The following is a 26,411-nucleotide window of genomic DNA, read 5'->3' as shown; positions in this document are numbered from 1 at the left end:
GTTACCCTCCGCCCGTGGACAACGAGTTGAAGCGCACGCTGGGGGTCTTCGACGCCGTCGTCGTCGGACTGGGCGCGATGGTCGGGGCCGGTATCTTCGCCGCGCTCGCCCCGGCGGCAGGCGCGGCGGGACCGGCGGGGGGCGCGCTCCTCACGGCCCTCGGGCTGGCGGCCCTCGTGGCCTACTGCAACGCGCACTCCTCGGCGCGGCTGGCCGCCCGCTATCCGGCCTCCGGCGGGACCTACGTGTACGGGCGCGAACGGCTCGGGCCCTTCTGGGGGTATCTGGCGGGCTGGGGCTTCGTGGTCGGCAAGACGGCATCCTGCGCGGCGATGGCGCTCACAGTCGGGGCCTACGCCTGGCCCGGGCAGCAGCACGCGGTGGCCGTCGCGGCGGTGGTGGCGCTGACCGCCGCGAACTACGGCGGCATGCAGAAGTCCGCCCGGATCGCCCGGGTGATCGTGGCGGTGGTACTGGCCGTACTGGCCGGGGTCGTCGTGGCGTGCTTGTCCTCCGGCGCGGCCGATGCCGGGCGGCTGGACGGCGGGGCCCCCGGGGACTGGGCCGCCGGCGGGCTGCTACAGGCGGCCGGGCTGCTGTTCTTCGCCTTCGCGGGGTACGCCCGGATCACCACCCTGGGTGAGGAGGTGCGCGATCCGGAGCACACGATCCCGCGGGCGGTCCCGCTCGCCCTGGGGATCGCCCTGCTCGTGTACGCCGCCGTGGCGGTGGCGGCGCTGTCGGTGCTCGGCGCCGACGGTCTGGCGGGGTCCACGGCCCCGCTGGCCGACGCCGTGCGCGCGGCCGGATGGCCCGGACTGGCCCCCGTCGTCCGGGTGGGCGCGGCGCTGGCCGCGCTGGGCTCGCTGCTCGCCCTCGTCCTCGGGGTGTCGCGGACGGTACTGGCGATGGCCCGGGACGGCCATCTCCCGCGCGCGCTGGCCGCCGTACATCCCCGGTATCAGGTCCCGCACCACGCGGAGCTGGCCGTGGGGGCGGTGGTGGCGGCGCTCGCGGCCACCGGTGATCTGCGGGGCGCGATCGGCTTCTCCTCCTTCGGAGTGCTGGCCTACTACGCGATCGCGAACGCCTCCGCGTGGACTCTTGATTCAGCTGTCAAGGGTCGGGCCGTGGCAGCGGTCGGGCTGTCCGGCTGTGTGGTGCTCGCCTGCGCGCTGCCTGCCGCCTCGGCGATCGCGGGGGCGGCGGTACTCGCGCTCGGCGCGCTGGCCTACGGCATGCGCAAGCGGGTCACGCCCGGGGTATGAGGTCCTGCCGTACGAGGCCCTGTGGTACCAGGTCCTGCCATACGAGGTCCTGCCGTACGAACTCACGCCCCGGGGCCGATGACTGGCGTACTCCAGGTGCGGACTGCTGCGGTGGCTGCTGCGGCGACTGCTCTGTCTCGGTCATGTGTTCATGGTGAACGACCCCACTGACAATCGCCCTGACCTGCGCGAATCGGTCAGCCGCTCAGCGGGAGGCGAACGGCGCGTCCGTCCGGACGATTTCGCGGCCCAGCGGGAGCAGGGACAGCGGGACCATCTTGAAGTTAGCGATGCCGAAGGGGATCCCGATGATCGTGACGCAGAGGGCGATGCCGGTGACGATGTGGCTCAGGGCCAGCCACCAGCCGGCCAGGACGAGCCACAGGACGTTGCCGACACAAGAGGCGGCGCCCGCGTCGCGGCGCTCGACCGTGGTGTAGCCGAAGGGCCAGAGGGCGTACACCGCGATGCGGAAGGCGGCGATGCCGAAGGGGATGCCGATGATGGTGATGCAGAGGAGCACGCCCGCCAGGCAGTACCCCAGGAACAGCCAGACGCCGCTGAGTATGAGCCAAATGACGTTGAGGATTGTCTTCACTGCCTGTGGCCTGCCATCTGTTCGAGCCGGGCGATCCGCTCGGCCATCGGGGGGTGGGTCGAGAACATCCGCGACATGCCTTGGCCCGGCCGGAAGGGGTTCGCGATCATCATGTGGCTCGCGGCCTCCAGCCGGGGCTCCGGCGGCAGCGGGAGCTGCTTGGTGCCGGCGTCCAGCTTGCGCAGGGCCCTGGCCAGGGCGAGCGGGTCGCCCGTGAGCTGGGCGCCGGACGCGTCGGCCTCGTACTCGCGCGAGCGGCTGATCGCCAGCTGGATCACGGACGCCGCCAGCGGGCCCAAGATCATGATCATCAGCATACCGAAGAGGCCCGGACCCTCGTCGTCGCTCGACCGGCCGACCGGGATCAGCCAGGCGAAGTTCACCAGGAACATGATCACGGAGGCCAGTGCTCCGGCGACGGAGGAGATGAGGATGTCGCGGTTGTAGACGTGGCTGAGCTCATGGCCGATGACCCCGCGCAGCTCGCGCTCGTCGAGGATGCGCAGGATGCCCTCGGTGCAGCAGACCGCGGCGTTGCGCGGGTTGCGGCCGGTGGCGAACGCGTTGGGGGCCTCGGTCGGCGAGATGTAGAGCCGGGGCATGGGCTGGCGCGCGGACGTGGAGAGCTCGCGCACCATGCGGTAGAGCCCGGGGGCCTCGAACTCGCTGACGGGGCGCGCACGCATCGCGCGTAGAGCCAGCTTGTCGCTGTTCCAGTACGCGTAGGCGTTGGTCCCGAGGGCGATCAGGACGGCGATGACGAGGCCGCCCCGTCCGAAGAAGCTTCCGATGAGGATGATGAGTGCGGACAGCCCGCCGAGGAGTACGGCGGTCTTCAGCCCGTTGTGCCGGCGGTGCACGGTACGCCCTCCAAACGATGCGGCAGGGGGACCCCGTCCAGGATCTGAGGGTCTACGGTCCAGTGGACCCTCCCTTCCTGGTCAACGCCAGGTGAGAGCTGCTGGTTCCCCGGGCATGCCGGGGCCGCCGCCCCCGGGGCGGGGCGGCGGGGCGACGGCGGGCGTTGCTCCGTCCGGGTGCCTTACTGCGGGAACAGGCTGCCCGAGGCGAAGCGCAGGACCAGCTGCGGGGCGCCCGAGAGCACCACGGCGGTGACGGCCGTGAGCGCGATCGCCGCCGTGACCGGCAGCGGGACCCTCGTACGGGCGGCGGCGACCGCGGCCGCGCCCTCCTCGGGGCCGCGGAAGAGCAGCGCCGTCCAGCGCAGGTAGTAGTACAGGGCGATGACGACGTTGATCGCCATGATCACGGCCAGCCAGCCCAGACCCGCGTCGACCGCGGCCTGGATGACGATGACCTTGGCGAAGAGCCCGATGACGCCCGGCGGCAGTCCGGCCAGGCAGAGCAGGAAGAAGGCCAGCGAGAGGGCGGCCAGCGGGCGCTCGGCGTAGAGGCCGCGGTAGTCGCGGATCCGCTGCAGCGGCTTGGTACGGGCGACCAGCGCGGCCACGGCGAAGGCGCCGAGGTTCACGACGGCGTACATCAGCGCGTACGCGACGGTGGAGCCGATCTGGTCGCGCTCGCCGTACGCGGCGGCCGCGATCGGGACCAGCAGATAGCCGGCCTGGCCGACCGAGGACCAGGCGAGCAGCCGTACGGCGCCGTTCGCGCGGTCGGCGGACTGGCGCAGGGCGGCGGCGTTGCCGAGCGTCATGGTGAGCGCGGCGAGGACGGCGAGGGCCGGGCCCCAGATCTCGGAGTACGCCGGGAAGGCGATCACCGTGACGAGGATGAGGCCGGTGAAGCCGACGGCCTTGCCGATCACCGACAGGTAGCCGGCGATGGGCAGGGGCGCCCCGACGTACGTGTCCGGCACCCAGAAGTGGAAGGGGACGGCCGCGGTCTTGAAGGCGAAGCCGACGAGGGTAAGCGCCACGCCCGCCATCGCGAGGGTGTCGAGCTGCCCGGGGACGTCTTCGAGGCCGTCGGCGACCTGGGTGAGGTACAGGGAGCCGGTGGCGGCGTAGACGAAGCTGACGCCGAGCAGCGAGACGGCGGTGGCGGTGACGGAGGAGAGGAAGAACTTGAGGGCGGCCTCGGAGGAGAGCCGGTCGCCGCGGCGCATGCCGACGAGGGCGAAGGCGGGCAGCGAGGCCACTTCGAGGGCCACGATCAACGTGGCGAGGTCGCGGGAGGCGGGCAGCAGGGCCGCGCCGGCCGCCGAGGAGAGCAGCAGGAACCAGTACTCGCCGGCCGGCATGCGCGCGTCACGGACGGCGGTGACCGACAGCAGGGCGGTGACCAGGGCGCCGGCCAGCACCAGGAATTGGATGACCAGCGTGAAGTGGTCGGCGGTGTAGCTGCACGCGTCGGGGTCGCCGGGCAGGCAGAAGGTGGCCCGGTTCCCGGCGCGCAGCGGCAGGAGGAGGAGGGTCGCGGCGGCCAGGCCGGCCACGGAGAGCCAGCCCAGCAGGGGCTTGCGCTTCTCCGGTACGAAGAGGTCGGCGACCAGCACGACGAGGGCGACGGTGGCGGTGACGACCACGGGCGCGATGGCGAGCCAGTCGACGGACTGGACCAGGCTCGGGGTGTCGGCGGTAACGGCGGACAGGGCCGTCATGAGGTGCCTCCGGCGAGGAGCTTCTGGACGGCCGGGTTGGTGAGGCCGAGGAGGACCGCGGGCCACAGGCCGGCGAGGACGGTGAGGGCGACCAGCGGGGTCCAGGCGGCGAACTCGTAGTGCTGGATGTCCGCGAGGGCCACCGGGGCGGCGCTCTCGGCCTTGGGGTCGCCCATGCAGACGCGCCGTACGACGATCAGCAGGTAGGCGGCGGTGAGCAGGGCGCCGAAGCCGCCGATGGCCATGTACGTGAGGAACGCGGGCCGGGACAGGCCCTCGGCCGGGTCGAACGCGCCGAACAGGGCGAGCATCTCGCCCCAGAAGCCGGCCAGGCCGGGAAGGCCGAGCGAGGCGACGGCGGCGAACGCGAGGAACGCGCCGAAGCGGGGGGCGCGGCCGTAGAGGGCGGCGCCGGTGGCCCCGGCGAGGGTGTCGAGGTCTGCGGTGCCGTAGCGGTCCTTGAGGGCGCCGACCAGGAAGAAGAGGAGGCCGGTGATCAGGCCGTGGGCGATGTTGGCGAAGAGCGCGCCGTTGACGCCGGTGGGGGTCATGGTCGCGATGCCCAGGAGCACGAAGCCCATGTGGCCGACGGAGGAGTACGCGATGAGGCGCTTGAGGTCGCCCTTGTTGCCCTTCCGTGCGAGCGCGAGGCAGGCGAGGGACCCGTAGACGATGCCGATGGCGGCGAAGGCGCCCAGGTACGGGGCGAAGGTGCGCATGCCGTCGGGGGTGATCGGGAGCAGGATGCGGATGAACCCGTACGTGCCCATCTTCAGCAGGACGCCCGCGAGCAGTACGGAGCCGACGGTGGGCGCGGCGGTGTGGGCGTCCGGCAGCCAGCTGTGCAGCGGCCACATCGGGGTCTTCACGGCGAGGCCGATGCCGATGGCCAGGACGGCCAGGAGCTGGGTGGTGTACGTCAGTTCGCGGCCGTTGTCAGAGGCGAGTGCCACCATGTCGAATGTGCCGCTGTTCAGTCCGATCAGCAGCAGACCGAGCAGCATGACCACGGAGCCGAGGAGCGTGAAGAGGATGAACTTCCAGGCGGCGGCCTGCCGCTGAGCACCGCCCCAGCGGGCGATGAGGAAGTACATCGGGATGAGGACCATCTCGAAGGCGAGGAAGAACAGCAGCAGGTCGAGGACGGTGAAGGTCGCGAGGGTGCCGGATTCGAGGACGAGGAGCAGTGCGACGAAGGCCTTCGGGGAGGGGCCTGCGGGGAGCTTGAAGTAGCTGTAGACCGCGCAGAGGAAGAACAGCAGCGCGGTCATCAGGAGGAGGGGGAGCGAGATGCCGTCGATGCCGAGGTGGATCCGGACGTTCAGCGCCTGGATCCAGCTGATGTCCGTCGTCGCCTGGAAGCGGGACGGGGCGTCGTGGTCGAAGCCCAGGGTGAGGGCGATCGCCGCGGCGAGGATCACGCCGGTCACGGTCACGCCGTGGCGCAGCACGGCCTGTTGGGGGCTGCGGCCCTTGAGCCCGGGCGGGGCCGGCAGGAGGGCCGCGGCGGCGCCGAGGAGCGGCGCGGCCACGACGAACGCCAGAAGGAACTGCATCACGGACGGGCTGATATCAATCACGGCTGACTCACGGCTCACGATCCGGCGTTGACGTTGGCGAGGACGGCGGTGGCGATCGCCAGGACCACGGCGCCGGCGAGCAGGGCGCTCAGGTAGCTCTGCACGTTGCCGGTCTGGGCGCGGCGGACGAGGCCGCCGAGCAGCCGGGGGCCGAGGCCGGCGCCGCGGACGTACGTGTCCACGACCTCGCGGTCGAGGAAGCTGACGAGGACGGCCGCGGCCCGGACGGGGCGGACGAAGAGCCGGTCGTAGACGGCGTCGAGGTGGAAGCCGTCGGCCGCGTGGCGGTGCAGCGGGCCGAGGAGCGCGCGTCCGGGGTCGGGGGCGGGGCCGGCCGGGACGGCAGGGTGGTCGTGGGTGACCTCGGCGACCTCGGGGGTCTCGGCGGCGGACTCGGCGGCCGCCGTGGCCGCGGACTCGGCGGCCGCCACGGCGGCGGGCTGCGGGGCGCCCGCCGCGGTGCCGAGGCCGGTGACGGCCGCGGTGGGAACCGTGACCGTGGCCGCCCGGGCTGCCTGGACCACGGCGCGCTGCCAGAGGGCGTAGGTGAGCATCACGCCGATGACCGCCGCGCCGGTGCCGAGGACCGAGGTCAGCACGGTCGGGGTGAGCTCCCCGCCGTCGAACCAGTCGGCGAGCGGGCCCGCCGCGAGGCCGAAGGCGATCGACGGGACCGCGAGCACCCACAGCACGCCGGTCATGGCGAAGGGTTCCTTGCGGTGGTCGGGTGCGGCGACGCCCCGGCCGCGGAAGGCCATCAGCCACAGCCGGGTGGCGTAGGCGGCGGTGAGGAGGGCGGTCAGCACACCGGCGACCAGCACGAGCCAGCCGGCGGCGCTGGGCGCGAACTCGGAGTGGCCGCCGGCGGTGTGCTCGGCGGCGACGAGGACGGCTTCCTTGGAGAAGAAGCCGGCGAAGGGCGGGATCGCGGCGAGCGCGAGCAGCGCGATCGTCATCGTCCAGAAGGCGTCGGGGACGCGCTTGGACAGGCCGTCCATCCGGGACATGGCGGCCAGGGAGTTCGTACCGGCGGCGTGGATGATCACGCCCGCGCCGAGGAACAGGAGCGCCTTGAAGGCGCCGTGGGACATGAGGTGGAAGACGGCGGCGCCGCGGTCGCCGACGGCCAGGGCCCCGGTCATGTAGCCGAGCTGGCCGATCGTGGAGTAGGCGAGCACGCGCTTGATGTCGTCCTGGGCCAGGGCGGCGAGGGCCGAACCGACCATCGTGACGGCCGCCATGACGGCCATGACCATCAGTGCGGCCCCGGAGGCCGCGAAGACCGGAAGGAGGCGGGCGATGAAGTAGACACCGGCGGCGACCATCGTCGCGGCGTGGATCAGCGCGGAGACCGGGGTGGGGCCCGCCATGGCGTCGGGAAGCCAGGTGTGCAGCGGGAACTGCGCGGACTTGCCGGCGACTCCGGCGAGCAGGAGCAGCGCGATCAGCGTCGGGTGGTCGAGCCCGCCCGCGGCGACGGTGCCCAGGATCTTGGTGATCTGGAAGGAGCCGGCGTCCGTGGCGAGCGCGAACAGGCCGAACAGGAAGGGGACGTCGCCGAGCTTGGTGACGAGGAAGGCCTTCAGGGAGGCGGAGCGGGCCGCCTCGGTCTCCCAGTAGTGGCCGACGAGGAAGTACGAGCAGATGCCCATGATCTCCCAGCCGACCAGCAGCACCATCAGGTCGCCGGAGTAGACGACGAGCAGCATGGCGGAGGTGAACAGTGAGACCAGAGCGGCATACGACGGGTAGCGCGGGTCCTCGCGGAGGTACGCCGTCGAGTAGAGCTGGACACAGGTGGCGATGACGCCGACCAGGACGGCGACGAGCGCGGCGAAGCCGTCGATGTAGAGCGAGAGGTCGATCGGCACGGAGCCGGTCGGGGTCAGCTCGGTCGCGGTGACGATCGCCTTGCCGCCGCCTTGGCGGACGGCGACGAGCACGGCCAGGACGGCGGCGGCCAGCGTCGGCAGGATCGCCAGCGGCCGGACGAAGCCGGGGGCGGTGCGGCCGAGCAGCAGTCCCGCGACCGCGCCCAGGAAGGGCAGGAGCGGGACAAGGACGGCGAGGGTCGTGGTGCTCACGCGGCGACCTCCGGCCGTGCGGTGCTCTGGTCGGGCTCGTGGCCCTCGGCGGTGTCGCGCAGCTTGTCGACGTCCGAAGTGCCTCGGTTGCGGTACACCATCAGCACGATCGCGAGGCCGATGCCGATCTCGGCGGCGGCGATGGCGATGGTGAAGAGGGTGAGGGCCTGGCCGGCGTGCAGGGTGTCGCGCAGCCAGACGTCGAAGGCCACCAGGTTGAGGTTGACGGCGTTGAGCATCAGCTCGACGGACATCAGGACCAGGATGGCGTTGCGGCGGGCGAGTACTCCGTACAGGCCCGTGCAGAAGAGGAGCGCCGCGAGCACGGCGGGGTAGGCGAGGTGCATCAGCGCTGCCCCTTGCTGTCGTTTGCGGCGCGGGCAGCATGGGGGTCGGCCTGGGCGTCGTCCCTGCGGGACAGCACGATGGCGCCGATCAGGGCCGCGAGGAGGAGGACGGAGAGCGCCTCGAACGGCAGCACCCAGTACCGGAAGAGGATTTCGCCGGAGACCTGAGTGGAGCCCTGGGCGGGGCCGTCGAGGTCGATCCAGGTGGTGCGGAAGGCGTCGACGACGACCCAGACGAGCGCGGCGGCCGCGGCGGTGGCGACGCCGAGCGCGACCCAGCGGTTGTTGGAGTCGGCGTCCGGGGATCGGCCGATGGGGGCCTTGGTGAGCATCAGCCCGAAGAGGAGGAGGACGACCACGGAACCGAGGTAGATCAGGACCTGGACCCAGGCGATGAACTCGGCCGTCAGCAGCAGGTACTCGACGGCGATGCCGCCGAGCGCGACGACGAGCCAGAGGGCGGCGTGCACGAGCTGCTTGGTGTTGACGGTGATGGCGGCCGCGCCGAGGGTGGCGAGGCCGACGATGGCGAACGCGATCTCGACGCCGGTCGGGGAGAGGAAGCCGGGCCCCTGGGCGGCGGCCGCGAGGTGGGCGGTGAGCATCAGGCGGTGCCTCCGGCGGGGGCGTCGGGGGTGTCACTGCCGGGCGCGCCCGGGTCCGCGTCGGTGGCGCCGGCCTCGGTGGCGTTGGCGTCGGTGCCGCCGGCCTCGGTGGCGGTGGCGGCTGCTGCTGCGGCCGCTGCCGCAGCGGCTTCGGCCTTCTCCACGGCCTTGCGGGCCGCGGCGACTTCCTTCGGCTCCTCGGCGGCCGGGTCCAGGGCGGGCGGGGCCGGCACGGTCCACATCCACTCGCGCAGCTTGTCGCGCTCGTGGGTGAGTTCGTGGATGTCGGTCTCCGCGTACTCGAACTCCGGCGACCAGAAGAGGGCGTCGAAGGGGCACACCTCGATGCAGATGCCGCAGTACATGCAGAGGGAGAAGTCGATGGCGAAGCGGTCGAGGACGTTTCGGCTCCGCTCGCGGCCGCCGGGGGCGGCGGCCGGGACCGTCTCCTTGTGGGAGTCGATGTAGATGCACCAGTCGGGGCACTCGCGGGCGCACAGCATGCAGACCGTGCAGTTCTCCTCGAACAGGCCGATGACCCCGCGCGAGCGCGGCGGGAGCTGGGGCTGTACCTCGGGGTACTGGGCGGTGTGCGAGCGCTTCGTCATCGTGCGCAACGTGACGGCCAGGCCCTTGGCGAGGCCGGATCCGGGGATGGGCATTACTGGATCGCCACCTTCACGATGCCGGTGAGCGCGATCTGGGCGAGCGCGAGCGGGATGAGTGTGGTCCAGGCGAGCTTCTGGAGCTGGTCCTCGCGCAGCCGCGGGTAGCTGACGCGGAGCCAGATCACGACGAAGGCGAGGATCGCGGTCTTGAGCAGGGTCCAGACCCAGCCGAGGCCGTCGGCGCCGAAGGGGCCGTGCCAGCCGCCGAGGAAGAGGACGGTGGTGAGGGCGCAGAGGACGACGATGCCGGCGTACTCGGCGAGCAGGAACAGCGCGAAGCGCAGGCCGGTGTACTCGGTGTACGCGCCGAAGATGATCTCGGAGTCGGCGACGGGCATGTCGAACGGGGGCCGCTGGAGTTCGGCGAGGCCCGCGGTGAAGAAGACGAGGCCGCCGACGATCTGCCAGGGCAGCCACCACCACTCGAAGGCCTCGACGATCCCGGGGAGGGACACCGTGCCGGCGGCCATGGCGACCGAGGCGGCCGCGAGCAGCATGGGGAGCTCGTAGGCGAGCAGCTGCGCGGCGGTGCGGAGGCCGCCGAGCATGGAGAACTTGTTGGCGGAGGCCCAGCCGGCCATCAGCGAGCCGAGGACTCCGACGCCCATGACGGCGAGTACGAAGAACAGCCCGGCGTCGATGACCTGCCCGACCGCGCCCTTGCCGGGGCCGATGGGGACGGCGATGAGGACGAGAAGGTACGGGAGCAGGGCGACGGCCGGGGCGAGCTGGAAGATCCGCCGGTCGGCGTTGGCCGGGACGACGTCCTCCTTCTGCGCGAACTTGACTCCGTCGGCGACGAGCTGGGCCCAGCCGTGGAAGCCTCCGGCGTACATGGGGCCGAGGCGGCCCTGCATGTGGGCCATGACCTTGTGCTCCGTCTGTCCGACGACGAGCGGGAGCACGAGGAACACGGCGAAGACGACGATCAGTCGCAGGGCGACGTCGAGGACGTCGTTCACGCGTCGCCTCCGGTGTCGGGGGTGGGATCGGGGTCGGGGTCGGTGGCCGGTCCGCTGGCCGCCGGTCCGCTGGCCGCGGGTCCGCTGGCCGCGGGTTTGGCGGGCTCGGCGGGCTTGGGCGGTGGAGCGGGCTCCGGTTCCTCGAAGGCGGGCTTCGCGTGGTGCCAGGGCGCGTCCGCGCTGCGCGGCGCGGCGCGGGCGTGCCGCTCGGCTCCGCGGGGGTCGGCCTGGCCGGCCGAGCCGTCTGCCGCGGAGCGGGTACGCCGCGCCGGGGCCGGGGTTTCCGCCCCAGCGTCCGCCTCCGCCGACTCGGCACCGGCCGACGGCGCCGCCTGGCTCGCCGAGCCGTCCGCCACCGAGCGGCTACGCCGGGCCGGGGCCTCCGGGGCACCCGCCGCGTCGGGAGCACCGGACTCCAGAGCTTCGGAGTCCGCGGACGCCACAGGCGGGGTCGCCTGGCTCGCCGAGCCGTCGGCCACCGAGCGGCTACGCCGGGCCGGGGCCTCCGGGGCACCCGCCGCGTCGGGAGCACCGGACTCCAGAGCTTCGGAGTCCGCGGACGTCACAGGCGGGGTCGGCTGGCTCGCAGAGCCGTCGGCCACCGATTCGGAGTCTGCCGACGCCACAGGCGGGGTCGACTGGCTCGCCGAGCCGTCGGCCACCGAGCGGGTGCGGCGGGCCGGGCGGGCCGGGGCTTCGGAGTCCGCCGATGTCGCAGGCGGGGTCGGCTGGGTCGCGGAGCCGTCCGCGACCGAGCGGGTGCGGCGGGGTGGGGCGCCCTCGCGGGGGGTGCGGGCCGGGGCGGCGCCTGTGCGGGGGGTGCGGGTCGGGCGGGTGGGGGCCGGCGGGAGCTGGCCCTTCAGCGGGCCCCAGTCGTTGGGGTCCGGGACGCCCGGCGGGAGCATCTGGCGGCGCTTGGGCGCGTCCGGATCGTGGGCCTCGCCCGGCTCCTTGGCACCGGGCCAGGCCTTGGCGACGCGCGCGGCCAGCACGAAGTCCTTGCGCAGCGGGTGGCCCTCGAAGTTCTCGGGGAGCAGCAGGTGGACCAGGTGCGGGTGGTCCGTGAAGGTCACGCCGAACATCTCGAACGTCTCGCGCTCGTGCCATTCCGCGCCCGCGTAGATCGAGACGGCGGAGGGCAGCGAGGGTGCAGAGTGCGGGACCGTGGTCCGCAGCAGCAGCCGACGTACGCGGTGGTTCTCCAGCGAAACCACGTGCGCGCAGATCCGGAAGCCCACCCCGGGCTCGTCGACCGCGCTCAGCCAGTCGAAGTAGGTGCAGCCCAGCTTGTCGCGGGCGATCTCCAGCGAGGGGATCCAGGACCCGACGGGGACGTCGACCGTGAGGACGTCGTACGCGTACGAGCCCACGGCCTCCGCGCCGAACACGGTCGCGGCGGAGTCGGGAAGGGTGTCGTACAGGTTCATGCGCCGACCCCCGGAGCGGGCGGCGGCGGCGTGACCAGGCCGCTGGTGAGCTGCGCGACGGACGGACCGGCCGCGTAGCGGTCCGCCAGCGACTCGCGGGCGATCTTCTCCTGGAGCTTGAGGATGCCCTGGAGCAGCGCCTCGGGGCGCGGCGGGCAGCCCGGCACGTAGACGTCGACCGGAATGATCTGGTCCACGCCCTTGGTCACCGAGTACGAGTCCCAGTAGGGGCCGCCGCAGTTGGAGCAGGCGCCGAAGGAGATGACGTACTTCGGCTCCGGCATCTGCTCGTACAGGCGCTTGACGGCCGGGGCCATCTTGTCGGTGACGGTGCCCGAGACGATCATCAGGTCGGCCTGGCGCGGGCCGGGCGCGAACGGGATCACGCCGAGGCGGATGAAGTCGTGCCGCGCCATCGACGCGGCGATGAATTCGATCGCGCAGCAGGCGAGGCCGAAGTTGAAGACCCACAGGCTGTACCGGCGGCCCCAGTTCAGGACCACCTTCATGGGCTCCGGGGCCAGGCGGGAGAGGACTCCCAGCCTCTTGGGCTCGGGGAGCGGCTGCGTCTCGACCGGTGTCACGTCCATTCGAGGACGCCCTTCTTGTACGCGTAGAGCAGGCCGACGGCCAGGAAGCCCAGGAAGATGAACATCTCCACGAGCGTCGTGGCGCCATAGCCGGCGGCGGCGAACACCGTCGCCCACGGGAAGAGGAAGATCGAGTCGACGGCGAAGATGACGTAGAGGAAGGCGTAGACGTAGTAGCGGACCTGGGTGTGCGCCCAGCCCTCGCCGACCGGGTCCACTCCGCATTCGTACGTCAGGAGCTTCTCGCGCGTCGGGACCACGGGGCGCAGCAGGCGGCCGGCGCCGAAGGCCACGGCGACGAAGAGCACGCCGAGGACGGCGAGCAGGCCGACGACCGAATAACTCCGGAAGTAGTCCGCCGCGAGCACGTTCGCGGTCGAAACCGTCGCGTCTGGCACGTCCGCTCCTCGCTCCTCGGCCAATGTCGATGATCTGGTACGCACGGGAGTCTAGGGCCTGCCTCACACGGGGTGGGGTTATCCCCCGTTCACAGCACCCGGCCACCCCATGGCATCAGCGGGCCCTGCTTGGCAGGCTGTGCCGCATGACCGTGATCGATCAAGCCTCCGACCCTGACCGGCCGCCTCGGGTACGCCCGGCCCTCAACGCCGGGACCTGGAAAGAAATCGCGCACCTGCTGACCAATCTGCCGGCGGCGCTGATCGGCTTTGTTTACACACTCTTCATGGTAGTGACGGCGGGCGGTTTGTCCGTGACCGCGATCGGAATTCCGCTGCTCGCATGCGGTCTCTTCATGTCTCGCCAGCTGGGACGGCTGGAGCGCGCGCGGGCGCGGGCGCTGCTCGGCGTACGGGTGGACGAGCCGACTCCGCTGCCCGGTCCGCGGCGGGCCGGCGGGTTCTTCCCCTGGCTGTGGGCGGGGATCAAGGACCCGGTGGCGTGGCGGAGCGTGCTGTACGAGCTGGTGCGGCTGCCGTGGGGGGTGCTGACCTTCACCGTGGCGCTGACCGGGCTGTTCGTGCTGTGGCCGGTCCTGCCGTACGTGGCGCGCGGGCTGACGAACGTGGACCGGGCGATGGTACGGGGCCTGCTGTCCCCGTCGGACGAGCTGGAGCGGCGGATCGCGGAGCTGGAGTCCGACCGGGGGGTCGTCGTCGACACGGCGGCGGCGGATCTGCGGCGGATCGAGCGGGACCTGCACGACGGGGCGCAGGCGCGGCTGGTGGCGCTGGCGATGGGGCTGGGCCTGGCGAAGGAGAAGCTGCTGGAGGACCCGGAGGGGGCGGCGGCGATGGTGGACGAGGCGCACGGGGAGGTGAAGCTGGCCCTTCAGGAGCTGCGGGATCTGGCGCGGGGGATCCATCCGGCGGTGCTGACGGACCGGGGGCTGGACGCGGCGCTGTCTTCGGTGGCGTCGCGGTGTGTGGTGCCGGTGAAGGTGGCGGTGGATCTGCCGGCGCGGCCGGCGGCCGCGATCGAGGGGATCGCGTACTTCGTGGTCTCGGAGCTGTTGCAGAACGTCAGCAAGCACGCGGGGGCGCGGGGCGCGGGCGTGGAGGTGTGGCGGTCCGGGGCGCGGCTGCTGATCCGGGTGTCGGACGACGGGCGGGGCGGGGCGCGGGTGGACCGGGGGTCGGGGATGGCCGGGCTCGCGGAGCGGCTGGGGGCGGTGGACGGGGTGTTCCTGGTGGACTCGCCGGAGGGGGCGGGGACGGTGGTCACCGCCGAGTTGCCGTGGCGGGACCGGGGGATGTGACGCGGGCCGGGGCCCGTCCCTGCGGGCCGCTGGCGATCCGGCGGAGCCGGGGCCGGGACCCCTGCGGGGTTGCTGTCGATCCGGCGGGGCCGGGGTCAGCGGGACCCTGCCGATTGCTGCGGGCCGCTGCGCGATGCCGGTTGCTGCGCGATGGGGCGGGGGCGGCGGGGGCCAAGGCCGTGGAGCCCTGCGGGTCGGCTTCCTGGGGCGCCGCCCCAGACCCCGCGCCTCAAACGCCGGCGAGGCTGGATCGGGCCCCGCACGTCAAGCGCCGGCGGGGCTGGATGAGGCCTCGGGGCGCGGGCCCCGCGCCTCGAACGCCGGCCGGGCGGGCCGGGCGGGGCGGGGTGGGGTTAACCCCCGGGGGAGAGGCCGACTCGCCGGATGGTTCCGAAGGAGGGCCCGGGCCAGGGTTGAGGGGTAGCGGGATGACGGAAGGGTGGGTCGGGGTCATGGGGAACGGCAAGGGGATCGGGCGGGTGTTGCGGGCGCCCGTGGAGGCGCGGGCCTGGCGGGAGTTCGGGTACCTGATGCTCGGGCTGCCGCTGAGCACGCTGTACTTCTCGCTCGCCGTCACCGGGGTGAGTCTCGGCGCCGGGCTGCTCGTCACCTTCCTCGGGATTCCGGTGCTCGCCGGGGTGCTCGCCATGTGCCGCGGGTTCGGGCGGCTGGAGCGGGCCCGGGTGCGCGGGCTGCTGCGCGTGGAGGTCGCCGGTCCGGAGCCGATCCGGCCCCGCAAGCCCGGCGTGTTCGCCGCCATGGCGGCCGTGCTCAAGAGCGGGAGCGCCTGGCGGCACGCGCTGTACTCGGTGATCCACTTTCCGTGGGCGGTGTTCGCCTTCTCCCTGGCGCTGGTGTTCTGGGCGACCGGCTGGGCCTACCTCCTCTACCCCGTCTGGTTCTGGGTCTTCCCGGCCTACACGGATCAGCCCGGCCTCCAGCTCTTCCAGAACGACGACTACGCCTTCTACCTGGACTCGCCGGCCGAGATCGCCCTGACCTGCCTCGTCGGACTCGCCTTCACGCTCGCGACCCCGTGGGTGGTCCGCGCCCTCACCACCGTCGACCGCGTCCTCGTCGCCGGGCTGCTCGGGCCGTCCCGGCTCGCCCACCGCGTCAGCGAGCTGGAGACCGACCGGGGCGTGGTCGTGGACACCGCGGCCGCCGATCTGCGGCGCATCGAGCGGGACCTGCACGACGGGGCGCAGGCCCGGCTGGTGGCGCTGGCCATGGATCTGGGGCTGGCCAAGGAGAAGCTGGCCGGGGACCCGGAGGGGGCGGCGGCGATGGTGGACGAGGCGCACGGCGAGGTGAAGCTGGCCCTCCGGGAGCTGCGCGACCTGGCCCGCGGGATCCATCCGGCGGTGCTGACCGACCGCGGGCTCGACGCCGCGCTGTCCTCGGTGGCCTCGCGGTGCGCCGTGCCGGTACGGGTGGCGGTGGATCTCCCGGCCCGGCCGGCCGCTGCGATCGAGGGGATCGCGTACTTCACCGTTTCGGAGCTGCTGCAGAACGTCAGCAAGCACGCGCGGGCGCGCGGCGTGCGCGTCGATGTGTGGAAGTCCGGGGAGCGGCTGCTGATCCAGGTCGCCGACGACGGACGCGGCGGGGCGGGCGCCCGGGCGGGGAGCGGGCTGGCCGGGCTCGCGGAGCGTCTGGACGCCGTGGACGGGGTGCTGGTCGTGGACTCCCCCGAAGGCGTCGGTACGACCGTCACCGCCGAGCTCCCCTGGCGGGCGTAGGCGGGCGTAAGCCCCTGCGGGCGCAGGCGGGCGTAGCCCGTGCGGGCGCAGGCAGGCGTAGGCCCCCGCGGGCGCAGGCAGGCGTAGGCCCCTGCCGGCGCAGGGCGTAGCCCGTGCGGGCGTAGGTCCCTGACAGATCCGGACCGGCCCCGACCGGCCCCGCGGACAGAGCCGGACCCGGCCCCGCGCTCCCGAAATACCCGTTCGTACGCCACGCGTTGGTTCGAAACCGGCCGTGATCGAGCCTTGAGGCTGGGATGCTTGGCTGTGCCAGGGATACCGGACGCGTGTGGATGCGGGAGCTGCGAAGTCGTGGACGACAGGGTGCGTGTGGTCATCGCCGAGGATTCAGTGCTGCTGCGAGAGGGCCTGACCCGGCTGCTGACCGACCGGGGGCATGACGTCGTCGCGGGCGTCGGGGACGCGGAAGCCCTGATCAAGACGGTGGCCGAGCTGGCGGCGGAGGACGCGCTGCCGGATGTGGTGGTGGCCGACGTGCGGATGCCGCCGACCCACACCGACGAAGGCGTACGGGCCGCCGTCCGGCTGCGGCGCGACTACCCCGGGATAGGGGTGCTCGTGCTGTCGCAGTACGTGGAGGAGCAGTACGCCACCGAACTTCTGGCCGGTTCCAGCACCGGAGTGGGCTATCTGCTCAAGGACCGGGTGGCCGAGGTACGAGAGTTCCTCGACGCGGTGGTCCGGGTGGCCAAGGGCGGTACCGCCCTGGATCCGGAGGTCGTCGCCCAGCTGCTGGGCCGCAGCCGCAAGCAGGACGTCCTGGCCGGTCTGACCCCGCGCGAACGCGAGGTACTGGGCCTGATGGCCGAGGGCCGCACCAATTCGGCGGTGGCCAAGCAGCTGGTGGTGAGCGACGGGGCGGTGGAGAAGCACGTCAGCAATATCTTCATGAAGCTCGGTTTGTCCCCCAGTGTCGGGGACCACCGGCGCGTGCTGGCGGTTCTCACCTACCTGCGGTCGTGACCGGCTGACACACCCTGTCGGTCATGCAACACGGCACATGTTCGGACGAGCCGCCCGGAAGGGCGGTCCAGAATGCGGGCGACCTGAGGACTCACCCTCACCGACGTAGGGTGGGTCTTGGGAGCGAACGCCCGCCTCGAAGGAGGTCCAGTTCAGTGACCAGTCAGGTCAGTAGCCCAGCCGAACAGGCCGACGGAGCCGAGGGAGCCGACGGGACCGATGGGACCCTGGTCGGCGAGCAGCGGACGGTCGGGCATTCGGGTGGCAACGGACACGGCAAGGAGATCCGCCGTCTCGACCGGGTGATCATCCGCTTCGCGGGTGACTCGGGTGACGGCATGCAGTTGACGGGTGACAGGTTCACCTCGGAAACGGCGTCGTTCGGAAACGACCTCTCCACGCTGCCGAACTTCCCCGCCGAGATCCGCGCCCCTGCCGGGACGCTGCCGGGTGTGTCCTCGTTCCAGCTGCATTTCGCCGATCACGACATCCTGACGCCCGGCGATGCCCCGAATGTGCTGGTGGCGATGAATCCGGCGGCGCTGAAGGCGAACATCGCCGATGTGCCGCGCGGCGGCGAGATCATCGTCAATACGGACGAGTTCACCAAGCGCCCCATGGCGAAGGTCGGCTACGAGACCTCGCCGCTGGAGGACGGCTCGCTGGAGGCGTACAGCATCCACCCGGTCCCGCTGACCACGCTCACCGTGGAGGCGCTCAAGGACTTCGGCCTCTCGCGCAAGGAGGCCGAGCGCAGCAAGAACATGTTCGCGCTGGGCCTGCTGTCCTGGATGTACCACCGCCCCACCGACGGGACGGAGGCCTTCCTGCGGCAGAAGTTCGCGAAGAAGCCGCAGATCGCGGAGGCGAACGTGGCCGCGTTCCGGGCGGGCTGGAACTTCGGCGAGACCACCGAGGACTTCGCCGTCTCGTACGAGGTCAACCCCGCGACGCAGGCCTTCCCGCCCGGGATCTACCGCAACATCTCCGGGAACCTGGCCCTGTCCTACGGGCTGATCGCGGCGAGCCGGCAGGCCGACCTCCCGCTCTACCTGGGCTCGTACCCGATCACGCCGGCCTCCGACATCCTGCACGAGCTGAGCAAGCACAAGAACTTCGGCGTACGGACCTTCCAGGCGGAGGACGAGATCGCCGGCATCGGGGCGGCGCTGGGCGCGGCCTTCGGCGGCTCCCTCGCGGTGACCACCACCTCCGGGCCGGGCGTGGCGCTGAAGTCGGAGACGATCGGCCTCGCGGTCTCCCTGGAGCTGCCGCTGCTGATCGTGGACATCCAGCGCGGCGGCCCCTCCACGGGTCTGCCGACCAAGACGGAGCAGGCGGATCTGCTCCAGGCCATGTTCGGGCGCAACGGTGAGGCACCGGTCCCGATCGTGGCCCCGAGGACGCCGGCGGACTGCTTCGACGCGGCGCTCGACGCGGCCCGGATCGCCCTGACGTACCGGACTCCGGTGTTCCTGCTCTCCGACGGGTACCTCGCGAACGGCTCCGAGCCCTGGCGGATCCCGGACGTCGCGGACCTGCCCGACCTCAAGGTGCCGTTCGCGGCCGGACCGAACCACGAGCTGGCCGACGGCACCGAGGTCTTCTGGCCGTACAAGCGCGACCCGCAGACCCTGGCGCGGCCCTGGGCCGTCCCGGGCACCCCCGGTCTGGAGCACCGGATCGGCGGCATCGAGAAGCAGGACGGCACGGGCAACATCTCGTACGACCCGGCCAACCACGACCTCATGGTCCGCACCCGCCAGGCCAAGATCGACGGCATCGCCGTTCCGGACCTGCCGGTGGACGACCCGGACGGGGCCCGCACGCTCGTCATCGGGTGGGGCTCCACGTACGGACCGATCACCGCCGCCGTGCGCCGGCTGCGGAGCGCCGGAACCCCCATCGCGCAGGCCCACCTGCGCCACATCAACCCCTTCCCCGGGAATCTGGGCGAGGTCCTGAGGCGTTACGACAAGGTAGTGGTGCCGGAGATGAACCTTGGGCAGCTGGCCACCCTGATCCGGGCGAAGTACCTGGTCGACGCGCAGTCGTACAACCAGGTGAACGGAATGCCGTTCAAGGCCGAGCAGCTCGCCAAGGTTCTCAAGGAGGCCACCCATGACTGAGGCGCCCACCCTGTTGTCCTTGGTTCCCAAGGCCCAGGCCAAGCAGTCCATGAAGGACTTCAAGTCCGACCAGGAAGTGCGTTGGTGCCCCGGCTGCGGTGACTACGCGGTGCTCGCGGCCGTCCAGGGCTTCATGCCCGAGCTGGGGCTGGCGAAGGAGAACATCGTCTTCGTCTCCGGAATCGGCTGCTCCTCCCGCTTCCCCTATTACATGAACACGTACGGGATGCACTCCATCCACGGCCGCGCCCCGGCCATCGCGACGGGGCTCGCCACCTCGCGGCGCGATCTGTCGGTGTGGGTGGTGACCGGTGACGGCGACGCGCTGTCCATCGGCGGGAACCACCTGATCCACGCGCTGCGCCGCAACGTCAACCTCAAGATCCTGCTCTTCAACAACCGGATCTACGGTCTGACCAAGGGCCAGTACTCGCCCACCTCCGAACTCGGCAAGATCACCAAGTCGACCCCGATGGGCTCGCTGGACGCGCCCTTCAACCCGGTGTCGCTGGCCCTGGGCGCCGAGGCCTCGTTCGTGGCGCGCACGGTCGACTCCGACCGCAAGCACCTCACCGAGGTGCTGCGCGCGGCCGCCGACCACCAGGGCACGGCGCTCGTGGAGATCTACCAGAACTGCAACATCTTCAACGACGGCGCCTTCGAGGTGCTCAAGGACAAGGACCAGGCGCAGGAGGCCGTGATCCGGCTGGAGCACGGGCAGCCGATCCGCTTCGGCGCCGACGGCCACAAGGGCGTCGTCCGCGACCAGGACACCGGAGACCTTGAGGTGGTGGCCGTGACGCCGGAGAACGAGTCGCGGATCCTAGTCCACGACGCGAACGCCGCGTCCCCGACCACCGCCTTCGCGCTCTCCCGGCTGGCCGATCCCGACACCCTGCACCAGACCCCCATCGGGGTCTTCCGCAACGCCGAACGGCCGGTTTACGACACCCTGATGGCCGAGCAGCTCGACACGGCCGTCGACCAGCGCGGCAAGGGCGACCTCGCGACGCTGCTCGCCGGCAACGACACCTGGACGGTCATCGGCTGACCCGGCCCGCTTACCCGTCGCACCGGCCCGGATCCCCGCCAGGGGATCCGGGCCGCGCCGTCTCCACCCCGCGCGTCTACCCTGCGCGCCTACCCCGCGCGGGCCGCGTCGTAGGCGACCCGCGCCGCCTGGACGTCGGCCGTGCGCCGCTCGGTCCAGCGCGCCAGCGCCCACACCTGGTCGGCGGCCTCGCGCCCGAGCTCGGTCAGCGAGTAGTCCACCCTCGGCGGGATCACCGGCTTCGCGTCGCGCAGCAGGAATCCGTCGCGCTCCAGCGTCTGCAGGGTCTGGGCCAGCATCTTCTCGCTGACGCCGCCCACCTCCCGGCGCAGTTCGCTGAACCGGTACGAGCGCTCGTGGAGGCAGGCCAGGACCAGTACGCCCCAGCGGCTCGTGACGTGTTCCAGCACCCCTCGGGAGGGGCACATCGGGGCTTTCACCGTGACATCGACACTTACTTCCATACCAGTACCTTACTTTGAAGTGTGTACTTCCGGAAAGTTAGCGCTCTCCCTACGGTAGTGACATCACCCCGCACCACGAACCGCAGGAGCGCAGCATGAGCATCGTCGTCACCGGAGCCACCGGAGCCCTAGGCCGTCTCGTCGTCGACGAGCTGCTGAACCGGGTCCCCGCCGACCGCGTCGCCGTCGTCGTCCGGAACAAGGAGAAGGCCGCCGACCTGGCCGAGCGCGGCATCGACGTACGCATCGCCGATTACGGCGACGCGGCGAGCCTGGCCGGCGCCTTCCGGGCCGGCGACCGGGTCCTGCTGATCTCCGGCAACGAGGTCGGCCGGCGCGTCCCGCAGCACACCGCCGTGGTCGAGGCCGCGAAGGCCGCGGGCGTGGCGCAGCTGGCGTACACCGGCATCCTGGGCGGGCCCGAGGCGGACTTCGAGCTGGCGGCCGAGCACAAGGTCACCGAGCAGGCGATCCTCGACTCCGGGCTTTCGTACACCTTCCTGCGCAACGGCTGGTACCACGAGAACTACACCGGGCACCTGGGCGCCGTCCTGGAGCACGGGGCGGTCGTCGGCAGCGCGGGCGAGGGCCGGGTCGCCTCCGCGGCCAGGGCGGACTACGCGGCCGCGGCGGCGGCGGTGCTGACCGGCGAGGGCCACCTGAACCGGGTCTACGAGCTGTCCGGCGACACCGCCTGGAGCCTGTCGGAGTACGCCGCCGAGGTCGCGGCGCAGGCCGGCCGCGAGGTCGCGTACGCCGAGGTCCCGGCCGAGGCGCACCTGTCGATCCTGACGGGCGCCGGGGTCCCGGAGGGCTTCGCGGCGCTCCTCGTCGACGTGGACGCGGCGATCTCGCGCGGCCGGCTGGCCGACACGGGCGGCGACCTGGCCCGGCTCATCGGGCGTCCGACGACCCCGGTGTCCGAGGCGATCGCCGCCGCCCTGGCGTAGCGAACGGCGCCTCACGACGAGCGACGCGGCATCGACGGGCGGCGCGGACCGAGTCCGCGCCGCTCCGGTCGCACAAGACCTCGGCGATGTCATGAGTATCTCGTGTAAACGGGCATGACATCCGGCCCGCGCGGCGTTACCTTCGTGAGGTTGGCCGAATTTCGCACTGGAGGGCCCGTGAAGGCACAGACCGAGCAGCGCACGGGTTTGCTCTACGGATTCGGCGCCTACGGGATGTGGGGCCTGGTCCCCCTCTTCTGGCCGCTGCTCAAGCCCTCCGGAGCCGTCGAGATCCTGGCCCACCGCATGGTGTGGTCGCTGGCCGTGGTCGGCGTGGCGCTGCTCGCCCTGCGCCGCTGGGGCTGGATACGGGAACTGCTGCGCCAGCCGCGCAAGCTCGGCCTCACCGCGCTCGCCGCCTCGGTGATCAGCGTGAACTGGGGTCTGTACATCTGGGCCGTCAACAACGGCCAGGTGGTCGAGGCCAGCCTCGGCTACTTCATCAACCCGCTCGTCACCATCGCCATCGGCGTCCTGGTGCTGGGCGAGCGGTTGCGCCGCGCGCAGTGGGCGGCGGTCGGCATCGGCTTCGCCGCCGTGCTGGTGCTCGCCGTCGGGTACGGGCGGCCGCCGTGGATCTCGCTGGTCCTGGCCTTCTCCTTCGCCGCGTACGGGCTGATCAAGAAGAAGCTCAACATGGGCGGGCTGGAATCGCTGGCCGCCGAGACCGCCGTACTCTTCCCGCCCGCCCTCGCCTACCTGCTGTGGCTGGCCGCCCAGGGGCAGTCCACCTTCACCTCGCAGGGCCCGGGCCACTCGGCGCTGCTCGCCGCGACCGGGCTGGTCACCGCGATCCCGCTGGTCTGCTTCGGGGCCGCCGCGATCCGGGTCCCGCTGTCCACGCTCGGACTGCTCCAGTACATGGCGCCGGTGTTCCAGTTCGGGCTGGGCGTCCTCTACTTCCATGAGGCCATGCCGCCGGAGCGCTGGGCCGGGTTCTCCCTGGTCTGGGGCGCGCTCGCGCTGCTGACCTGGGACGCGCTGCGTACGGCCCGCCGGTCCCGGTCCTCGCTCGCGAGGATCCCGGCCGCCGCGGTCACTCCGGCGCGCGAGCCGGCGTAACACCGCACCCACCACCCTCACCACCCCCGCTACACCCACAACACCCGCAACACCCGCAACACCCGCAACACCCGCAACACCCACGATCCCCGCCGCGGAACTTCCGCGGCGGGGATCGTCCGTTTTCCGAACTCTCCTGTCCTGAATCAGGTCTTGACGGATAGTCACATTCTCACTGAACATCGGGCTCGCACTGACGTACCAAAGCTCACCCGCGCATTCCCGCACGTTCCGTTCACATCCCCAAACGGAATCCCCCAAACGGAATCCCGGAGCCCCCACATGAGCCTGTCCGTCTCCCGGCGTCTCGCCGCCGTGACCGCCTTCGCGGTCGCGGGGCTGTTCGCCTCCACCGCCCCCGCCGCGCTCGCCGCCCCCTCGGCTGCCGCCGCTGCGCCGACTCCGCCCGACATCCCGCTGGCCAACGTCAAGGCGCACCTGACGCAGCTCCAGTCCATAGCCACCGCCAACGGCGGCAACCGCGCCCACGGCAGGGCCGGCTACAAGGCCTCGATCGACTACGTGAAGGGCAAGCTGGACGCGGCCGGTTTCACCACCACGCTCCAGACCTTCACCACCAGCGGCGCCACCGGCTACAACCTGATCGCCGACTGGCCGGGCGGCGACCCGAACTCGGTCCTGATGGCGGGCGCGCACCTGGACTCGGTGTCCTCGGGAGCGGGCATCAACGACAACGGCTCCGGCAGCGCGGCCGTGCTCGAAACGGCCCTGGCCGTCTCCCGGGCCGGCCTCCAGCCCACGAAGCACCTGCGTTTCGGCTGGTGGGGCGCGGAGGAACTGGGCCTGATCGGCTCGAAGTACTACGTCAACAACCTGCCGGACACCGAGCGCGCGAAGTTCTCCGGGTACATGAACTTCGACATGATCGGCTCGCCGAACCCGGGCTACTTCGTCTACGACGACGACCCGACCATCGAGCAGACCTTCAAGAACTACTTCACGGGCCTCGGCGTCCCGACCGAGATCGAGACCGAAGGCGACGGACGCTCGGACCACGCCTCGTTCAAGAACGTGGGCATCCCGGTCGGCGGCCTGTTCACCGGCGCCAGCAACACGAAGTCGTCGGCGCAGGCGCAGAAGTGGGGCGGCACCGCCGGCCAGGCCTTCGACCGCTGCTACCACTCCTCCTGCGACAACACGGCGAACATCAACGACACCGCCCTGGACCGCAACTCCGACGCCATCGCCTACGCGATCTGGAACCTCGGTGCGGCCACCCCGGTCCCGCCGGGCCCGTCCTTCGAGAACACGGCGGACGTGAACATCCCGGACTCCCCCGGTGCCGCGGTGAACTCCCCGATCACGGTGTCCGGTGTCACGGGGAACGCCCCGGCCACCACCAAGGTGGACGTGAACATCGTCCACACCTACCGCGGTGACCTGGTGGTCGATCTGATCGCCCCCGACGGCAGCGTCTACAACCTGCACAACCGCAGCGGCGGCAGCGCCGACAACCTCGTTCAGTCCTACACCGTCAACGCCTCCGCCGAGGTGGCCAACGGGATCTGGAAGCTCCAGGTCAAGGACGTGGCCGCGCAGGACGTCGGCTACATCAACAGCTGGAAGGTCACCTTCTAGGGCTGCCGGTCCTAGCCACGCGAAGCGGGCTGCGGGTCCTGTATGCGGGCCCGCAGCTCCTCGGCGACCGCCCCGATGTCCGCCAGGCCCATCTTCGCCGCCTCGACCAGATCGCCCAGGACCTCGGGCGAGGGCAGCTGCTTGGCCCCCGCCACCCGGAGGTACGAGCGGGTCGCGGCGGCCGCGTAGAACTCGTTCATCGGGGATTCCAGCGCCGGGCACACGGCGAGGGTGTGCAAAAACGCGGCGGCCCGCCACGCGGTGTCCGGGGCGGGCTGTTCGGGGACCAGAACGAGGTCGTTCTGGTGCCGGGCGACCGCGGCGGCCACCCCGGAGGGATCCCATACGGCGGGATCCGAGGGCAGATGGTGGGCCAAGGCGGTCCAGGCCCACTCCATGGTGATCTTCAATTGCCGAACCGCTCCTGGAAGTAGCCCCAGTGGTCGGCGAACTCCTCGATGCCGGACAGGAACGTCTTCCGGTCCTCGTCGAGTTCGCGTTCCGTGACCTCGGTGATCAACGCGGTGACCGTCGTCCCCAGCGCCGCCGCGCGCGCCTTCAGGCGTTCGTGGAACTCTTCTTCCAGGCGGATGGTGACGTGTCTCGACATGTGTTTCACGGTACAGCGGGGCAGCTGTACGGGGGACCGGAACGGCGGAAGGGTGGGCGGGGACACAGTCCCCGCCCACCCTTCAGGCGTGCCAGCCGAGTATCGCGGCTACTTGTCGGCGTTGGCCGTCTTCACCAGCGCGTCCTTGGTGACCGCGCCGACGTAGACCTTGCCGTCGTCCGTGATCAGGGCGTTGACCACGCGGGTCGAGAAGATCCGGCCCTCGCCGAAGGAGCCCTTGACCTTGTCCCCGAGCGAGTCGAGGAACTGCTTGGCCTCCTTGGGCGCGTTCTTGTCGCTCGCAGGGCCTTCGGCGTCCAAAAGGCCCTTGCCGGCACCGGTGTCGATGCGCGCGACCGCTGCCCAGCCCTCGCCGAGCACCTTCGACACGCCCTTGTCGTCGCCGCCGGTCAGGCCCTCCAGACCCGGGAAGGATTCCAGCGCCTTGAACTCCTTCCCGTGGTCCTTCTCGCCCGCCGCCTCCGCCGCGCCCTCGGTGACCTTCGCGCCCTTGGGCGGGGTGAAGGTGAAGGTGTCGGCGGCCGGCTTGGCGAAGTCCACCTTGGTGAAGCCCGCGTCCACGATCGGCTTGCCGCCCTGGCTGGACAGCACCTGCACGCGCAGCGGCACGCCGTTCTCGGCGTCCACGGCGATCTGGACCGAGCCGATCGTGGAGCCGCTCTGCTTGGGCTTCAGGACCAGCTGGTAGGCGTCCCGGCCGGCGACCTGCACGGTGTCGCCGACGGTGACGTCCGTGGTGGGGCCGGCGGCCTCCAGGACGTCCTGGGCCAGCTTCTGGGGCGTGGCGGGGAGCTCCTCGGCCGCCTTGCGGTCGCCCTTGCCGGCGTCGGCGTCCTTCTCGTGGAAGACCTCGTTCGACTTGCTGTCGTAGCCCCACACGTCGGCGCCGTTGTGGACGAGGGTGTACTCGTCCTTGCCGTCCAGGAAGGTGAGCTTCTGGCGGTCCTCGCCGTCGGCGGCGACGCGGAAGGTGTGCGTGCCGTTCGCCAGCTGGGCGACCTTGTCCTCGGGGTTGGCCGAACCTCCGGCGATACCCCCGCCGCCGAGCAGGCCGCTCGCCATGGTCGGCAGGCCCAGGTCGGTGCTGATCTTCGCGGTGCCGGACAGCTGCTCCACGTCCGAGGCCGCGATCTTCTCGATGAGCTGCTGCGCCGTCACCTTCGACAGCTCCGGCCCGCTGCCGGTGGCGAACGCCGGGATGGCGATGGTCGCCGCGGCGACGCCGAGCACCGCCACCGGTACGGCGTACCGTGCGGCCTTGCGGGTCTTCGAGTTCGTTGCCATCTGTATGCCCTGCCTCCGTAGATGCGTC

Annotated in this window: 26 protein-coding genes; 9 read left to right on the top strand and 17 right to left on the bottom strand. The window is 71.6% G+C overall.

Annotated features, from left to right (window positions below; translation table 11 throughout):
* Window positions 1-14: 14 nt before the first annotated feature.
* Entirely contained in the window at window positions 15-1,268 is a 1,254-nt protein-coding gene (locus MTF65_RS18755) for an APC family permease (RefSeq protein WP_243629887.1), read from the top strand.
* Here MTF65_RS18755 and MTF65_RS18750 read toward each other — a convergent pair.
* From MTF65_RS18750 to MTF65_RS18690, 13 genes are all read right to left on the bottom strand, one after another.
* On the bottom strand, window positions 1,252-1,413 hold the full coding sequence (locus MTF65_RS18750) for a hypothetical protein (RefSeq protein WP_243629886.1): 162 nt from the start codon (window positions 1,411-1,413) through the stop codon (window positions 1,252-1,254). The two genes, MTF65_RS18755 and MTF65_RS18750, sit on opposite strands and share 17 nt — an antisense overlap.
* A gap of 60 nt (window positions 1,414-1,473) precedes the next feature.
* Window positions 1,474-1,866 carry a YccF domain-containing protein gene (locus MTF65_RS18745; RefSeq protein WP_243629885.1) on the bottom strand — a complete coding sequence of 131 codons (393 nt, stop codon included), beginning with the start codon at window positions 1,864-1,866 and terminating at the stop codon, window positions 1,474-1,476.
* Window positions 1,863-2,726, bottom strand: a complete 864-nt coding sequence (htpX, locus tag MTF65_RS18740) for a zinc metalloprotease HtpX (RefSeq protein ID WP_243629884.1) — start codon at window positions 2,724-2,726, stop codon at window positions 1,863-1,865. The genes MTF65_RS18745 and htpX overlap by 4 nt, the downstream gene beginning before the upstream one ends.
* A 182-nt stretch (window positions 2,727-2,908) precedes the next feature.
* On the bottom strand, window positions 2,909-4,447 hold the full coding sequence (locus tag MTF65_RS18735) for an NADH-quinone oxidoreductase subunit N (protein ID WP_243629883.1): 1,539 nt from the start codon (window positions 4,445-4,447) through the stop codon (window positions 2,909-2,911).
* Window positions 4,444-6,003, bottom strand: coding sequence for a NuoM family protein (locus tag MTF65_RS18730; RefSeq protein ID WP_243630033.1), 1,560 nt, complete (start codon window positions 6,001-6,003; stop codon window positions 4,444-4,446). Before MTF65_RS18730 ends, MTF65_RS18735 begins: the two co-directional genes overlap by 4 nt.
* Before the next feature lie 38 nt (window positions 6,004-6,041).
* A complete protein-coding gene (locus MTF65_RS18725) occupies window positions 6,042-8,111 on the bottom strand; it encodes an NADH-quinone oxidoreductase subunit L (RefSeq protein WP_243629882.1) in 2,070 nt (689 codons plus the stop codon).
* Complete coding sequence (gene nuoK, locus MTF65_RS18720) at window positions 8,108-8,458, bottom strand: NADH-quinone oxidoreductase subunit NuoK (RefSeq protein WP_243629881.1); 351 nt, start codon at window positions 8,456-8,458, stop codon at window positions 8,108-8,110. The genes MTF65_RS18725 and nuoK overlap by 4 nt, the downstream gene beginning before the upstream one ends.
* Window positions 8,458-9,063, bottom strand: coding sequence for an NADH-quinone oxidoreductase subunit J (locus MTF65_RS18715; RefSeq protein ID WP_243629880.1), 606 nt, complete (start codon window positions 9,061-9,063; stop codon window positions 8,458-8,460). Before MTF65_RS18715 ends, nuoK begins: the two co-directional genes overlap by 1 nt.
* Window positions 9,063-9,725 carry an NADH-quinone oxidoreductase subunit I gene (locus tag MTF65_RS18710; protein WP_243629879.1) on the bottom strand — a complete coding sequence of 221 codons (663 nt, stop codon included), beginning with the start codon at window positions 9,723-9,725 and terminating at the stop codon, window positions 9,063-9,065. Before MTF65_RS18710 ends, MTF65_RS18715 begins: the two co-directional genes overlap by 1 nt.
* Window positions 9,725-10,693, bottom strand: coding sequence for a complex I subunit 1 family protein (locus MTF65_RS18705; protein ID WP_243629878.1), 969 nt, complete (start codon window positions 10,691-10,693; stop codon window positions 9,725-9,727). The genes MTF65_RS18710 and MTF65_RS18705 overlap by 1 nt, the downstream gene beginning before the upstream one ends.
* Window positions 10,690-12,120, bottom strand: a complete 1,431-nt coding sequence (locus tag MTF65_RS18700) for an NADH-quinone oxidoreductase subunit C (protein ID WP_243629877.1) — start codon at window positions 12,118-12,120, stop codon at window positions 10,690-10,692. Before MTF65_RS18700 ends, MTF65_RS18705 begins: the two co-directional genes overlap by 4 nt.
* A complete protein-coding gene (locus tag MTF65_RS18695) occupies window positions 12,117-12,710 on the bottom strand; it encodes an NADH-quinone oxidoreductase subunit B (RefSeq protein WP_243629876.1) in 594 nt (197 codons plus the stop codon). The genes MTF65_RS18700 and MTF65_RS18695 overlap by 4 nt, the downstream gene beginning before the upstream one ends.
* The gene (locus MTF65_RS18690) at window positions 12,701-13,108 is read right to left on the bottom strand and encodes an NADH-quinone oxidoreductase subunit A (protein WP_243629875.1); all 408 of its coding nucleotides are present in this window, start codon (window positions 13,106-13,108) and stop codon (window positions 12,701-12,703) included. Before MTF65_RS18690 ends, MTF65_RS18695 begins: the two co-directional genes overlap by 10 nt.
* 146 nt (window positions 13,109-13,254) lie before the next feature.
* Between MTF65_RS18690 and MTF65_RS18685 the strand changes: the two genes are divergently transcribed.
* The 5 genes from MTF65_RS18685 to MTF65_RS18665 all read left to right on the top strand — a co-directional run bounded on the left by MTF65_RS18685 (window position 13,255) and on the right by MTF65_RS18665 (window position 20,333).
* Window positions 13,255-14,427, top strand: coding sequence for a sensor histidine kinase (locus MTF65_RS18685; RefSeq protein WP_243629874.1), 1,173 nt, complete (start codon window positions 13,255-13,257; stop codon window positions 14,425-14,427).
* A gap of 428 nt (window positions 14,428-14,855) precedes the next feature.
* Window positions 14,856-16,169 carry a sensor histidine kinase gene (locus MTF65_RS18680; protein WP_243629873.1) on the top strand — a complete coding sequence of 438 codons (1,314 nt, stop codon included), beginning with the start codon at window positions 14,856-14,858 and terminating at the stop codon, window positions 16,167-16,169.
* Window positions 16,170-16,493: 324 nt separating this feature from the next.
* Window positions 16,494-17,153 carry a response regulator transcription factor gene (locus MTF65_RS18675; RefSeq protein WP_243630032.1) on the top strand — a complete coding sequence of 220 codons (660 nt, stop codon included), beginning with the start codon at window positions 16,494-16,496 and terminating at the stop codon, window positions 17,151-17,153.
* 155 nt (window positions 17,154-17,308) lie between these two features.
* A complete protein-coding gene (locus tag MTF65_RS18670; protein WP_243629872.1) occupies window positions 17,309-19,282 on the top strand; it encodes a 2-oxoacid:acceptor oxidoreductase subunit alpha in 1,974 nt (657 codons plus the stop codon).
* Window positions 19,275-20,333, top strand: coding sequence for a 2-oxoacid:ferredoxin oxidoreductase subunit beta (locus MTF65_RS18665; RefSeq protein ID WP_243629871.1), 1,059 nt, complete (start codon window positions 19,275-19,277; stop codon window positions 20,331-20,333). Before MTF65_RS18670 ends, MTF65_RS18665 begins: the two co-directional genes overlap by 8 nt.
* A gap of 89 nt (window positions 20,334-20,422) precedes the next feature.
* Here the strand turns inward: MTF65_RS18665 and MTF65_RS18660 are convergent, their stop codons facing one another.
* Entirely contained in the window at window positions 20,423-20,797 is a 375-nt protein-coding gene (locus MTF65_RS18660; RefSeq protein ID WP_243629870.1) for a helix-turn-helix domain-containing protein, read from the bottom strand.
* 95 nt (window positions 20,798-20,892) lie between these two features.
* On the opposite strand from MTF65_RS18660, the gene MTF65_RS18655 reads away from it, so the two are divergent.
* From MTF65_RS18655 to MTF65_RS18645, 3 genes are all read left to right on the top strand, one after another.
* The gene (locus MTF65_RS18655) at window positions 20,893-21,747 is read left to right on the top strand and encodes an SDR family oxidoreductase (RefSeq protein ID WP_243629869.1); all 855 of its coding nucleotides are present in this window, start codon (window positions 20,893-20,895) and stop codon (window positions 21,745-21,747) included.
* Window positions 21,748-21,924: 177 nt separating this feature from the next.
* Entirely contained in the window at window positions 21,925-22,869 is a 945-nt protein-coding gene (rarD, locus tag MTF65_RS18650) for an EamA family transporter RarD (RefSeq protein ID WP_243629868.1), read from the top strand.
* Window positions 22,870-23,151: 282 nt separating this feature from the next.
* Window positions 23,152-24,468 (top strand): M28 family metallopeptidase, encoded by a 1,317-nt coding sequence (locus tag MTF65_RS18645; RefSeq protein ID WP_243629867.1) that lies wholly within the window; start codon window positions 23,152-23,154, stop codon window positions 24,466-24,468.
* Between the two features lie 11 nt (window positions 24,469-24,479).
* Here MTF65_RS18645 and MTF65_RS18640 read toward each other — a convergent pair whose 3' ends face one another.
* The 3 genes from MTF65_RS18640 to MTF65_RS18630 all read right to left on the bottom strand — a co-directional run bounded on the left by MTF65_RS18640 (window position 24,480) and on the right by MTF65_RS18630 (window position 26,383).
* Window positions 24,480-24,878 carry a hypothetical protein gene (locus tag MTF65_RS18640; protein WP_243629866.1) on the bottom strand — a complete coding sequence of 133 codons (399 nt, stop codon included), beginning with the start codon at window positions 24,876-24,878 and terminating at the stop codon, window positions 24,480-24,482.
* Window positions 24,875-25,078 (bottom strand): ribbon-helix-helix domain-containing protein, encoded by a 204-nt coding sequence (locus MTF65_RS18635; protein WP_243629865.1) that lies wholly within the window; start codon window positions 25,076-25,078, stop codon window positions 24,875-24,877. The genes MTF65_RS18640 and MTF65_RS18635 overlap by 4 nt, the downstream gene beginning before the upstream one ends.
* A 108-nt stretch (window positions 25,079-25,186) precedes the next feature.
* Window positions 25,187-26,383: a sigma-E factor regulatory protein RseB domain-containing protein gene (locus MTF65_RS18630; protein WP_243629864.1), complete on the bottom strand. Its 1,197-nt coding sequence runs from the start codon at window positions 26,381-26,383 to the stop codon at window positions 25,187-25,189.
* Window positions 26,384-26,411 lie beyond the last annotated feature (28 nt).

Source organism: Streptomyces sp. APSN-46.1 (assembly GCF_022815725.1).
Taxonomy (GTDB): Bacteria; Actinomycetota; Actinomycetes; order Streptomycetales; family Streptomycetaceae; genus Streptomyces.
The sequence above is the reverse complement of the archived record's forward strand: the minus strand, read 5'-3'. Positions and strand labels throughout refer to the sequence as shown.

Coding starts and splice junctions, on each gene's coding strand:
- MTF65_RS18735 (WP_243629883.1), bottom strand. CDS start 4,447: ATGACGGCCCTGTCCGCCGTTACCGCCGACACCCCGAGCCTGGTCCAG.
- nuoK (WP_243629881.1), bottom strand. CDS start 8,458: ATGCACCTCGCCTACCCCGCCGTGCTCGCGGCGCTCCTCTTCTGCACG.
- MTF65_RS18750 (WP_243629886.1), bottom strand. CDS start 1,413: ATGACCGAGACAGAGCAGTCGCCGCAGCAGCCACCGCAGCAGTCCGCA.
- MTF65_RS18710 (WP_243629879.1), bottom strand. CDS start 9,725: ATGCCCATCCCCGGATCCGGCCTCGCCAAGGGCCTGGCCGTCACGTTG.
- MTF65_RS18730 (WP_243630033.1), bottom strand. CDS start 6,003: ATGCAGTTCCTTCTGGCGTTCGTCGTGGCCGCGCCGCTCCTCGGCGCC.
- MTF65_RS18645 (WP_243629867.1), top strand. CDS start 23,152: ATGAGCCTGTCCGTCTCCCGGCGTCTCGCCGCCGTGACCGCCTTCGCG.
- MTF65_RS18700 (WP_243629877.1), bottom strand. CDS start 12,120: ATGAACCTGTACGACACCCTTCCCGACTCCGCCGCGACCGTGTTCGGC.
- MTF65_RS18715 (WP_243629880.1), bottom strand. CDS start 9,063: ATGCTCACCGCCCACCTCGCGGCCGCCGCCCAGGGGCCCGGCTTCCTC.
- MTF65_RS18660 (WP_243629870.1), bottom strand. CDS start 20,797: ATGGAAGTAAGTGTCGATGTCACGGTGAAAGCCCCGATGTGCCCCTCC.
- MTF65_RS18635 (WP_243629865.1), bottom strand. CDS start 25,078: ATGTCGAGACACGTCACCATCCGCCTGGAAGAAGAGTTCCACGAACGC.
- MTF65_RS18655 (WP_243629869.1), top strand. CDS start 20,893: ATGAGCATCGTCGTCACCGGAGCCACCGGAGCCCTAGGCCGTCTCGTC.
- MTF65_RS18665 (WP_243629871.1), top strand. CDS start 19,275: ATGACTGAGGCGCCCACCCTGTTGTCCTTGGTTCCCAAGGCCCAGGCC.
- MTF65_RS18685 (WP_243629874.1), top strand. CDS start 13,255: ATGACCGTGATCGATCAAGCCTCCGACCCTGACCGGCCGCCTCGGGTA.
- MTF65_RS18680 (WP_243629873.1), top strand. CDS start 14,856: ATGACGGAAGGGTGGGTCGGGGTCATGGGGAACGGCAAGGGGATCGGG.
- MTF65_RS18630 (WP_243629864.1), bottom strand. CDS start 26,383: ATGGCAACGAACTCGAAGACCCGCAAGGCCGCACGGTACGCCGTACCG.
- MTF65_RS18695 (WP_243629876.1), bottom strand. CDS start 12,710: ATGGACGTGACACCGGTCGAGACGCAGCCGCTCCCCGAGCCCAAGAGG.